The 12229-nt window shown below is 34.7% G+C and carries 8 protein-coding genes; 6 read left to right on the top strand and 2 right to left on the bottom strand.

The genetic code is table 11. The features are described 5' to 3' along the window. Positions 1-21: 21 nt before the first annotated feature. On the bottom strand, positions 22-1197 hold the full coding sequence (locus HHX25_RS10555; protein ID WP_169672934.1) for a DUF4861 family protein: 1176 nt from the start codon (positions 1195-1197) through the stop codon (positions 22-24). 20 nt (positions 1198-1217) lie between these two features. Then, complete coding sequence (gene kduI, locus HHX25_RS10560; RefSeq protein WP_169672936.1) at positions 1218-2060, bottom strand: 5-dehydro-4-deoxy-D-glucuronate isomerase; 843 nt, start codon at positions 2058-2060, stop codon at positions 1218-1220. Positions 2061-2492: 432 nt separating this feature from the next. On the opposite strand from kduI, the gene galB reads away from it, so the two are divergent. The 6 genes from galB (at position 2493) to HHX25_RS10590 (ending at position 12216) form a co-directional block, all read left to right on the top strand. Then, a complete protein-coding gene (gene galB / locus HHX25_RS10565) occupies positions 2493-4973 on the top strand; it encodes a beta-galactosidase GalB (protein WP_169672938.1) in 2481 nt (826 codons plus the stop codon). A 10-nt stretch (positions 4974-4983) separates the two neighbouring features. Continuing rightward, positions 4984-6360, top strand: a complete 1377-nt coding sequence (locus HHX25_RS10570) for a sulfatase-like hydrolase/transferase (protein WP_169672940.1) — start codon at positions 4984-4986, stop codon at positions 6358-6360. A 10-nt stretch (positions 6361-6370) separates the two neighbouring features. Next, the gene (locus HHX25_RS10575) at positions 6371-8032 is read left to right on the top strand and encodes a sulfatase-like hydrolase/transferase (RefSeq protein WP_169672942.1); all 1662 of its coding nucleotides are present in this window, start codon (positions 6371-6373) and stop codon (positions 8030-8032) included. 101 nt (positions 8033-8133) lie between these two features. Beyond that, on the top strand, positions 8134-9429 hold the full coding sequence (locus HHX25_RS10580) for a sulfatase-like hydrolase/transferase (RefSeq protein ID WP_169672944.1): 1296 nt from the start codon (positions 8134-8136) through the stop codon (positions 9427-9429). Between the two features lie 10 nt (positions 9430-9439). Then, on the top strand, positions 9440-10822 hold the full coding sequence (locus HHX25_RS10585) for a glycoside hydrolase family 28 protein (RefSeq protein ID WP_169672946.1): 1383 nt from the start codon (positions 9440-9442) through the stop codon (positions 10820-10822). Continuing rightward, entirely contained in the window at positions 10819-12216 is a 1398-nt protein-coding gene (locus HHX25_RS10590; RefSeq protein ID WP_169672948.1) for a glycoside hydrolase family 28 protein, read from the top strand. Before HHX25_RS10585 ends, HHX25_RS10590 begins: the two co-directional genes overlap by 4 nt. The last annotated feature ends 13 nt before the right edge of the window (positions 12217-12229 follow it).

Genomic DNA, 12229 nt, shown 5'->3' on the forward strand with positions numbered 1-12229 from the left:
TCGAATTTATGCTGACTTAGATTATGGGTTACTCTCTAATTTTATAATGAATGGGTTGTTGATTTTTAACGAAAATTGATTCAAATAGTTTTCCCATGCTTTTTTATTTTCAAATTGCCCACTTTTTTTCCAACCAAATCCAGCATAATATTCAACCTTATCATTTATAACGTTCAGGTTTGCAAATGCATTACTTAAATCTTTTTTATCGGTATCATATTTTTCAGAATCTATAAAATATTTTTTTGTGGCTACTATAGCTGTTCCAAGTTCAGAATCGCCATGTGGTTGCCAATAGCTTACCCAATAGTTGTCGTCATTGCTTACAACTTCTCCATCTTTTTCATGTAAGGTTAAACCAGCCAAAACTGAATCAGATCCGTTTAAAGATATTTCGAATTTCGATAAGTTACTTCCCAGGTCCAAGCTTATGATTCTGGACTCTTTTATAGTATGTCCATTAGCATCCCAATCTTCATATTTTAAATAAAAACTAGTTCTAATTGGCCCGGTTGTTATGGTTTTCCAATGTGTGAAGTTTTTAGATAAATAAAAAGAATCTTCATGTTTTATAGTAATTCCTCCAACACCTCTGCTTATTCCAACATGAAAGTTGTCTAGACCTTCTCCATTATCTTCATGGTAAGATCCGCCATCTGTATTTTTTTTATACCATTTGTTTATAATAGGATAGTTAACCCTTTTAAGCCATGCGTCAACACCACTGGATAAAGTACCACCAGGTATACTATCTTCAACCATTTTTTGAGCGGTAGGGCCAAAAACCCGAAATGCTACTTTGTCGTTTTCCCAAGCATAATCATCTGTTCGTTCTGGTACAAAACGAGAAAAACAAATGTCCTGTGCTTTAGTTTTTGATTCCAAAGGAATAGCTACTATTTCATATTTCTTTACCGAATTAGCGGCTACTTTAGGTTGGAACAATAAAACATCGTATACACCATCCTCATTATTATCAACGAGTTGAGATAACATCAGTGCATTCGAATCTGTATCCTTTACACCCAAGTATGTTAAAGAGTCAACTTTTAAAAATTCTTTTGTTAACTCTACGGTTTCAAACGTTCTTTCAATGTTTAATGTGTTTTTAACGGTGATTATTTTGCGTTCCTCTTTCGTACAAGCAGAAAAAATTAATACGCAAAAACTGAAAATACATAGTTTTTTAACGACCATAGTTGGAGATTTAATATTATTTATCTTAATTCATTTATTTTACAAGTGTCCATATCACTGTAATCTAAATTCTCGCCAGCCATACCCCATATAAATGTATAACTACTGGTTCCAGATCCTGAGTGAATTGACCATGGCGGAGAAATTACAGCTTGGTTATTAGCCATCCAGATATGTCTTGTTTCATTTGGTTGGCCCATAAAATGACAAACAGCCTGATCTTCTGGTACTTCAATGTAAAAATAGATTTCCATCCTTCTATCATGTACATGTGCAGGCATGGTATTCCAAACACTCCCTTGTTTTAAGGTAGTCATTCCCATTTGTAATTGGCAAACATCGACAACACTATTCACAATGTATTTTCTTAAAGTACGTGCATTAGCTGTTTCTGGAGAGCCCAATTCTACAACTTCAACATCATTTATTCCAATTTTTTTATTTGGAAAAGCTTTGTGAGCTGGTGTTGAGTTTAAATAAAACTGTGCAGGACTATCGCTGGATTTACTAGAAAAAACAACTTTTTTATTCCCTTGGCCCAGATATAATGCTTCTTTATGCTCAAGTGTGTATTCTGTCCCGTCTACAGTTACCGTACCAGTATTTCCAATATTGATAATGCCAAGTTCTCTTCTGTCCAAAAAGTTTTCAGATTTCAAAGGATCTATTGATTCAAGTTCAACAGATTTATTAACAGGAACAACGCCGCTGATCATATATCTGTCATAATGAGAATACACCCATTTCAGCATGTCCTCGTTCATAACATTTTCCACTAAAAATTCATTACGTAATGCTTTAGTATCATATTGTTTTACAGCTTCAGGGCTTGAAGCATACCTAACTTCATAATTGTTGTTCATTTCTATAATTTGTTTAAAAATTCATTATTAGATTTAATTAAGCTTTGCTAAAATACTATAAAGACCACTTAATTAATTGTTTGATCATTAATTCTATTAATTATGAACTATATGTACATCTATTTAGAACAATTTGTGTATGTGTTGAAAACTACTAATCGTCTTTTTGTTACATGTTTTAAGTTTTAGTATAAAGTATGGTTAATTCATTTTATGAAATAAATTATGGTAAAATGTGTTTAGTGAAAAAGTGAAACATATGTTGTTTTATTAAAATAGCACCTGTTTATCTCAAAGAATTAAATCAAGTGTTTTTTTTTATGCAACAAATGTGTTTTTTAGGAAAATTGTATCCGTTATTTTTTATTAAAGAATAGGTATAAATTATATTTACTATAAACATATTAGTACAATTCAAAAAACAATAGTTATATGAAGATTTTTAAGTGGATTTGTTCAACGATTTTTTTAGTAGTGGCAGTTTCTTTTTTTTCTTGTGATGCTCCTAAAAAATCAACTTCAATAGAAGATCGGAACTTTAATAAAGATTGGCTTTTCTCTAAAGGTTCTTTTGATGAAGGCGCATCAATTGATTTTGATGATTCTGGTTGGAGAAAATTAAACTTACCACATGATTGGGCCATAGAAGGACCTTTTGATAGTATTTATAATGCCAGAACAGGTGGTCTTCCTGTTCATGGTGAAGGCTGGTATAGAAAGCATTTCAGTATAGCTAAAGAAAATAAAGATAAACAGATATCTATTGAATTTGATGGCGCCATGAACGAGGCCAAAGTTTGGCTTAATGGCCATTATGTTGGTGAACGCCCTTATGGATATATTGGTTTTGAATTGGATTTAACCAAACATATAAAATTTGATGAAGATAATGTGATAGCGGTACAACTAACTCCAAAAGATTTAGCTGCTCGTTGGTATTCTGGAGCTGGAATTTATAGAAATGTTCGATTAAAAATTAATGAAGCAATTCATATTCCGCAATACGGAACCTTTGTAACAACTCCAGAGGTTTCCAAAGAAAAAGCACTGATAAATATTGAAACTAAAATTGCCAATTTTAGTAGAATAGTTTCAGAAGTATTGTTAAAAACGGAGGTTAAAAATGCAAAAGGTGATGTGGTAGCCGAAAATAGTTCAACAATTAAGGTTGATAAAGAATCAACCGAAAACATTAAGTTAACCGTCAATACCCCAGAATTATGGGATATTACAAGTCCAACATTATATGAAGCTATAAGTACAGTAACCGTAGATGGAAACGTTGTAGATCGATACACCACTAATTTTGGAATTAGAACGATAGAATTTGATAGAAACAAAGGTTTTTTACTCAATGGAAATTCGGTTGAGTTGAATGGTGTTTGTATGCATCATGACCAAGGACCCTTGGGAGCGGCAATTAACTTTAGAGCGAAACAACGCCAAATGCAAATTATGCAAAGTATGGGGGTAAATGCTCTGCGAACAAGTCATAATCCGCCTTCTCCCGAAATATTGAAAGCTTGCGACGAATTGGGCATTGTGGTTATTGTTGAAGCTTTTGACGAATGGAAAATAGGCAAAGTAAAGAATGGCTATAACAAATATTTTGATGAATGGCATGAAACGGATTTGAGGGATATGATTAAGCGTGATCGAAATCATCCATCAGTAATCATGTGGAGTATTGGTAACGAGATTTTAGAACAGGCGAAAGCAGATGGATGGAAATTAACCAAACATTTAAATGACATTTGCCATGATGAAGATAATACGAGGCCAACCACTATAGGATTTAATCATTTTCCAGCGCCATTTATAAACAAATTAGCAGAACAAGTAGATATCGTTGGGATGAATTATTGGCCAGAGCAGTATAAGTCAATTCTTGAAAAGAACCCAGACATGATTGTTTATGGTTCGGAGACTTCATCTTTAACCAGTAGCCGAGGTGTCTACCATTTGCCTATTGAATTTACTCAAAAGCATGAAACCACTCATGTGAGCAGTTACGACGTTATTGTTGGTCCACCATGGGCTTATGCACCAGATGTTGAGTTTGATGCTCAGGCTAAAGAACCCAGGTCTTTAGGAGAATTTATCTGGACAGGTTTTGATTACTTGGGAGAGCCTACACCTTATGGAGGGCGAGATAATTCAACAAATGGTTATTGGAATGACGATTGGCCCGCACGTTCATCGTATTTTGCTCCAGTCGATTTATGTGGCTTTCCAAAAGATAGGTACTATTTATATCAAAGTCAATGGACTACAAAGCCTATGGTGCATGTACTGCCACATTGGAATTGGGAAGATAAAGAAGGAGAAAAAATTCCAGTATTTGCTTATACCAATGCTGAAGAGGTTGAATTATTTGTAAACGGAAAGTCCTATGGAAAAAAAGCTAAGGGAAAAGATCTCACAGAAATTCCATCAGAATATCATGATTTTGAACGTGGCATGTACAAATCCAAATATCGTCTTTCATGGGATGTGCCTTATCAACCTGGGACACTTAAAGTTGTGGCCTATAAAAAAGGAAAGGAAGTCGCTGCAAAAGAAATAAAGACAGCAGGAGCGCCTGCCAAAGTGAAATTAATAGCCGATAGAACTCTGATTAATGCAGATGGCAATGATTTATCTTTTGTAACAGTAAGAATAGAAGATGCAGATGGCAATATTTGCCCAGTGGCAGATAATTTGGTGAATTTTAATATCGAAGGGGAAGGTATATTAGCAGCAGTGGGCAATGGAGATCAAACATCATTAGCTTCTTTTCAGGCTCATAACAGAAAAGCATTTAATGGGCTGTGTATGCTTGTGGTAAAATCTACTGAAAAGGCAGGTGAGATAACTATTACCGCAACTTCAGATAAATTAAAACCTGAGTCCATCACTGTCCAAACAAAATAAACCTTTTAAAATGAAGTGCCAATTAAAAATAATATTATTCATTTTCTTGTGCATTTCAATAAATGCACAAGAAAAACCTAATATAATCTTGGTCTTAACAGATGACCAAGGGTGGGCTGACGTTGGTTTTAATGGGAGTACTGATATTCCAACGCCTCATCTCGATAGAATGGCTTCTCAGGGTGTGATCTTTTCAAATGGTTACGTATCCCATCCTTATTGTAGTCCTTCTAGAGCGGGATTATTAACAGGCAGGTACCAAGCACGTTTTGGACACGATTGCAATATGCCATATAAAGAAGAGAATGACGCATCTGTTGGAACTCCATTATCAGAAAAAATGATTTCTGAAGCTTTAAAGGGGCAAGGGTATAGAACAAGTGCTATTGGAAAATGGCACGTAGGAGACCATCCAAGTTTATATCCACCAGCTCAAGGGTTCGACCATTGGTTTGGTTTTCCTGGAGGAAACATGAATTATTGGGGGTATCCTGCTAATCCTTTACAAACCATATATCGTAACAGAAAAGAAGTTTCCCAAAGTGAATTATCGTACTTAACAGATGATTTTACTAATGAGGCTATTGATTTTATTGCTCGAGAAGACGATAGACCTTTCTTTATCTATTTAGCATATAATGCTCCCCATTCCCCAGACCATACCACTAAAGAATATCTTGAAAAAACACAGCATATTGAATATGGAGGTAGAAATGTTTATGCTTCAATGGTTAATGCAGTCGATACTGGAATAGGAAAAATAGACTCTACTTTAATCGCTAATAATATGAAAGAGAACACCATTGTTGTGTTTTTAAGCGATAATGGCGGAAGGGTAGAACATGCCGACAATAGGCCTTTTAGAGGACATAAAGGGATGTTGTTTGAAGGCGGAATTAAAGTCCCCTTTTTTATCAATTGGCCAAAAAAGCTAAAAGGGAATCAGGTGTATGATAAACCGGTTATTTCCTTGGATCTGTTCCCTACTTTTTTGCAAGCAGCTCATGGAGATGTTTCCAAAGAAACAGATTTAGATGGTAAAAGTTTGTTGCCTTATATCTCTAATGAAAATAAAGACAATCCTCATAATATTTTATTTTGGCGTTCTGTTGGAGGATTTGAATATGCGGTGAGGAAAGGAGATTATAAATTGTATAAAAGTGCTTATAAAAATAAGACGTTATTATTTAATTTAAAAAAAGATAGCTATGAACGTTACGATATTGCGGACGAAAACCCTGAAATTATAGCGCAGCTCGAGGCAGATTATATAGAATGGGATTCGAAGAACATAGTGCCAGGTTGGGTAGATCCACATCCTGAAAATGTCATTAAAGAAGAAAAAAGATTACAGAAAAGTCTTAAAAAATCAATAAGAAGTAAATAAACATCATAAAATGAAACTTAAAGTTTTTGTTTTATTATTATTAATTATTAATGAAGTAATAGCACAGGAACGTCCTAATATTATATTCATTTTAACAGACGATCAATCATATGGTTTATTAGGATGTACGGGTAACAAGACTGTAAAAACACCACATATAGATAAACTGGCAGACCAGGGAATTTTGTTTACAAACGCTCATATAACAAGTGCCATATGTACACCAAGTAGAATTTCTATTTTGTTGAGTCAATTTGAACGTAAGCACAGTGTGAATTTTAACTCAGGAACAAGTGTGTCTGCAGAAGCCTGGGAACAGTCTTACCCTGATTTGATGCGAAAAGGGGGGTATTATACAGGTTGGATTGGTAAAAACCATGCGCCTGTTGGTGAAGGAGGTTATCAAAGTGGCCTCATGGAAAAGAGCTTTGATTATTGGTATGCAGGTCATGGACATTTAGGTTTTTATCCAAAAGACAGGCATAAAATATTTAATGATGCAATAGCCCATACGCAACCTGAAATTATTACTGAAGGGGTTCGTTCTTTTTTAGATAATAATGAGCGAAGATTAGAAGGGGCTATTGAATTTTTGGAAAAACGCCCAGAAAATAAACCTTTTCTACTGTCTATAAATTTTAATTTGCCACATGGTGCTGGTACTAGTTCTATGCAATTAAAACCAGAAGACGATGCTATTTACAAAACGCTTTATCGAGATATGGAAATTCCGCTTCCCGATGGTTATATTGCAAAAGCAGCTATCAAAACCCCGAAATTACCTGAAGATTTACTTCGTACCGAAGATAGGCAGAAAGGCTATAATTATGTAGATACGCCCGAAGCGACTAAAGAACGCTATATACGTCAGTTGCAAGCCATGACTGGTATAGATCGTATGGTTGGGAACTTAGTAAAAAAGCTAAAAGCATTAAATTTAAATAAAAATACAATCATAATCTTTACATCAGACCATGGTTTGTTTATGGGAGAGCAAGGTTTGGGAGGCAAGGCGCTTTGTTATGAGAAAGTGACCCACGTTCCTTTAATTATTATGGATCCAAGAGTGAAAAAGAAATATAAAGGAATTAGAAGTAGTGCTTTGGTTCAGAGTATTGACATAGCGCCGACTATGCTTTCGATGGGAAAAATGTCCATCCCATCGACATTTCAAGGAAAAGATATTTCTGGGCTCCTTAGTGGAGGTACACAGGAGCCACGCAATTATGTATTCACCGAAAATTTATGGTCAACTCAATTTGGTAACCCCCGTTGTGAAGCCGTTCAAAATAAAGAATGGAAATATATTAGGTATTATGAGAACAATACGTTTTCTGCTAGTAAAAAAATAGCTGCAGCTAAACAGTTGGGAATCAATGAAAACAAGATGTTATATGCAGTCCATGACACTGATGTTGCGATTTACCGAGATTATATTGAATCACCTTTAAACGGAGAGAAACCTGTTTATGAAGAACTGTATAATTTAAGAGATGATCCAGCAGAGTTGAATAATCTTATATATAAACCAGAACATAAAAATGTCCTAAAAACGCTGAAATCCGCTTGGATAAATAAAATTGAGTTTGCCCGTGGGGAAGAAGCTCCTAAGGTTAACAGGTATACAATTGATAGTCAGTTAGAATCGAATAAAAAAGTACACTTAGAATGAAACCTGTGAGATTAAATTCATCTTTAAACATAACAGTAGAACGGTTGTCTTAATCATCAACTTGTCATATCCAATAATTAAAAATCAATACATATAAACACATGAAAAAAGTTATATACATCTTACTATTTGGTTTAACTACTGGTGTTTTTAATGCGCAAAGTCACCCTAACATTGTATTTATAGAATCCGACGATCAGAGTAATCAGGCTCTGGGTGCTTTTGGAAATCCGTCTATGGTAACTCCAAATATGGACACGCTTGTAAAAGAAGGTGTTTCGTTTACATCGGCTTACAATATGGGCTGTTGGTCTCCCGCAGTATGCATACCAAGTAGGACTATGCTTTTTTATGGACAGTATTTGTGGGATTCACAAAAAATCAACAAAAAAAATGCACCAATTTCTTTACCCGAAATATTAAAAGAGCAAGGGTACAATACCTATATGACAGGCAAGTGGCATGCTATGGGGAATCATCCTAATGATATTTTTGACCAAACAGGCTCAATACTTGCAGGACAACTTAAAACGTATTACACAGATAAAGGACATGCTACAGATCTTGTAGGACATGAAGCTGCTCAATACATAAAAACATACAATAGCGATAAACCTTTCTTTGTTTATGCTGCTTTTAATGCACCGCATGTGCCTAGACAAACAGAGCAGAAATATTACGATTTATATCCTACCAATAAGGTTGAACTTCCACCAAGTGTGGCCGATGACAGTCCATTAAACCCCAATATAAAATACAATTATACCAAAGCCCCATTAAAAGCTAAAACTATGAAATCCAGAGTGCAGCAAAACAATGCGATGGTTACTCACATGGATGAACGTATTGGTGAGATATTAAAAGCTTTAAAGGAAAAAGGAATGTATGATAATACAATTATTGTTTTCATGTCCGATCACGGTATCAGTTTTGGGGAAAATGGTGTTGCTGGTAAAGTATGCCTTTATGAACCAAGTGTTACGGCACCACTTATTATAAAGGCGCCAAACATTGCTGCAAATAAAAGAATAAATGAAAGGGTGTATCTTCAAGATGTACTCCCAACCTTATTGGAATTAGCCGATGTTAAAACTGAAGCTAATTTTGATTTTCAAAGTTTGAATCCGCTTATCAATGAAACCAATAAGGCCAGAGAATCTATTTATCTGGCTATGTTTGATGACCAAAGAGGGATTATTTCAAATAATAATAAGCTTATTATTTACCCAAAAACGGGCGATGTTGAACTATATGATTTAGAAAAAGATCCCTGGGAAACAACAAACCTTAAAGACTCTAAAAAAGGAAAAAAAGAATTTAAGAAACTCCATAAAGAGCTCATGAACTGGCAAGAAAAAGTGGGAGATACTGTAAACTTAAAATTTATAAAACTCTAAAGTGTTTATTATGAAAAAATGCCTGCTATTTTTATTTATTACTACATCCATTTACGCTAAAGATTTTAATGTAAGAGATTTTGGAGCAAAAGCAGATGGAGTTAGTCTGGACACCCAATCTGTGCAAGAAGCTATAGATGCATGTACTAAAAATGGAGGAGGAAGGGTGATTATACCTTCAGGGAAAACTGTGCTTATTGGTACTATTTATTTAAAAGATTTTGTGACGCTACATATTGAAAATGGAGCAACCTTATTAGGTAGTACAAATATAGATGACTATGCTACAGATACACATAAGAACATGTATAAAAACGAGCCTCATATGGACCGCTGTTTAATTTTTGCCCAAGGAGCAACATCTTTTGCTATTGAAGGTTATGGTACTATAGATGGCAATGGTTATTTTAAAAACTTTACTAGGGAAACTGGTAGACCTATGCTTATAAGGTTTATGAATAGTAATAATATTCATTTAAAAGATGTGACTATTAAAAACCCTGCAGCTTGGACTTCAGCATGGCTATATTGCAATAATATTGTTGTAGATGGTATAACAATACATAGTAGAGCAAATAATAATGGGGATGGGTTAGATTTTGACGGCTGCACAAATGTACGAGTATCAAATAGTTCTTTTGATACTAGTGATGATTCTATTTGTATTCAAGCGTCATTACAAGATAAGCCCAGTAAAAATATTGTTGTTACCAATTGTACTTTTACGAGCAAATGGGCTGGGATGCGTATTGGATTGCTTTCTAGGGGAAATATAGAATCCGTTACTGTTACCAATTGTACGTTTAATGATATTGATGATTCAGGCTTAAAAATTCAGCTAAATGAGGGTGGGGAAATGAAGCAAATGACTTTTTCTAATCTAGTCATGAAAAATGTACCGAGGCCTATTTTCATGACTTTTGCACAACAAAAAGCATGTGTGGATGCTCCCGAAGCCATGTACCCCATGAAGGCGATGCATCATTTTATTTTCAATGGTATTATAGCAGATAATAGAGGTCTTGATAAAAATTCAGCTATTTTTATTACAGGGATGCCCGATAATTATATTACAGATATTCAATTAAATAATATTCAAATGACTGTTTCTGGAGGAGGAACAGAGGAAGACGCTAAAAAAACAGAGTTTAAGGAGTATACTTTAGATGTTTTAGGTGGTTGGTGGCCAGAGTTTCATTTAGTGGGAACGCTTCCTGCTTATGGTATTTTTGCACGTCATGTTAAGAGCATTTCTATCAATAATGTCCAGGTTAATACCGTAAAGGAAGACCAAAGACCACCTATAGTTTTTGATGATGTTATGCATAGTGATATTCAAAATACAAAAGCTAATAATTCTTTAATAAATAGAGCTAAATACATAAATCAATGACAAACTTCAAACTCTTTATAATTGGGCTGTCGGTTTTAATACTTGCTGCTTGTAATCATAAAACAACAACATATACTATTACAGATTATGGAGCAAAAGGTGATAGTCTCACTATAAATACAGCCTTTATTCAAAAAGCAATAGATGTTTGTTTCCAAAATGGAGGCGGTACCGTTTTTATTGAAAATGGTATTTACTTAAGTGGTACTATTCTCTTGAAAAACAATGTCACTCTTCATATTTCAGAAGATGCCAAGTTAGTTGGAAGTTCTAACCCCCAGGATTACCAAAGTATCGATACTTTTGTTGATGCTACGGGTCAAGAACGTGGAAATTGTTTAATTGGTGCTACAGATGCTTCCAATATTGGTATTTCAGGTAATGGGATCATTGATGGTAATGGGAAAGCTTTTTTGCATAAAAATATTCAACAAAAAATAAAAGAATTAGGCATTGATAAGAGCGAACAGAAAAAATTTGGCGCCAACCGTCCTTTTTTACTTCGTTTTGTACGTTCTAGCGCTATAAAACTAAAAAATGTAAGCTTAAGACAACCAGCCGCATGGACCTGCCATTTCTATCAGTCTAAAAATATTGAAGTGGATAGCATTAGTATATACAGCCATGCTCATCATAATAACGATGGCATAGATTTAGATTCAAGTCACGATGTCGTAATTACCAACAGCCACATCGATACTGGAGATGATGCTATTTGCGTAAAAGCGACTTCGGCATTGCCGACTCACCACGTAAAAGTAAGCCGATGTAAACTAAAAAGTGATTGGGGGGCTCTTAAGTTTGGTACAGAATCCATGGGTGACTTTTACGCTATTTCGATTAAAGATTGTGAAATTTATAACACTAAGGGTGGGGGGATAAAACTCTTAAGTGTAGATGGAGCCAATATTTATGATATTGAAATTGATAACATTAAGATGAACAAGGTTGACATGCCCATTTTTATTCGTTTGGGAGAACGTCTTCGTACGTATAGAAATGCAGAAAAACTATCCGTAGGTTCTATTAAAAATGTCCATATAAAAAATATCACGGCAACTACTCAGAATTTAGAAAATTCAAGGGTGTCCTCACCTTCAGGAATTTTTATAACAGGAACTCCAAACCATAAGATTGGTTCGGTTTTTTTAGAAAATATCTCGATGGTACTTCCAGGAAGTGAAGAAAATTTGGTGCTAACAGATGTAGAAGAGCAAGAAACTGCTTACCCTGAGTTTAGTTTTTTTAAAACTTTGCCAGCTTATGGCTTGTATGGTAGGCATATAGATACGCTTCAGCTTTCAAAAGTAAATTTTAAGCTGAAGGCTAAAGATATTAGAGAGAAAGAGGTCTTTGAGGATGCGGATGTCATTTTAATGACAGATAAAAAATAGATTAAAAAGAAAT

This window comes from Flavivirga algicola (assembly GCF_012910715.1).
Lineage (GTDB): Bacteria > Bacteroidota > Bacteroidia > Flavobacteriales > Flavobacteriaceae > Flavivirga > Flavivirga algicola.

Coding starts and splice junctions, on each gene's coding strand:
- HHX25_RS10580 (WP_169672944.1), top strand. CDS start 8,134: ATGAAAAAAGTTATATACATCTTACTATTTGGTTTAACTACTGGTGTT.
- HHX25_RS10575 (WP_169672942.1), top strand. CDS start 6,371: ATGAAACTTAAAGTTTTTGTTTTATTATTATTAATTATTAATGAAGTA.
- HHX25_RS10585 (WP_169672946.1), top strand. CDS start 9,440: ATGAAAAAATGCCTGCTATTTTTATTTATTACTACATCCATTTACGCT.
- HHX25_RS10590 (WP_169672948.1), top strand. CDS start 10,819: ATGACAAACTTCAAACTCTTTATAATTGGGCTGTCGGTTTTAATACTT.
- HHX25_RS10570 (WP_169672940.1), top strand. CDS start 4,984: ATGAAGTGCCAATTAAAAATAATATTATTCATTTTCTTGTGCATTTCA.
- HHX25_RS10555 (WP_169672934.1), bottom strand. CDS start 1,197: ATGGTCGTTAAAAAACTATGTATTTTCAGTTTTTGCGTATTAATTTTT.
- galB (WP_169672938.1), top strand. CDS start 2,493: ATGAAGATTTTTAAGTGGATTTGTTCAACGATTTTTTTAGTAGTGGCA.
- kduI (WP_169672936.1), bottom strand. CDS start 2,060: ATGAACAACAATTATGAAGTTAGGTATGCTTCAAGCCCTGAAGCTGTA.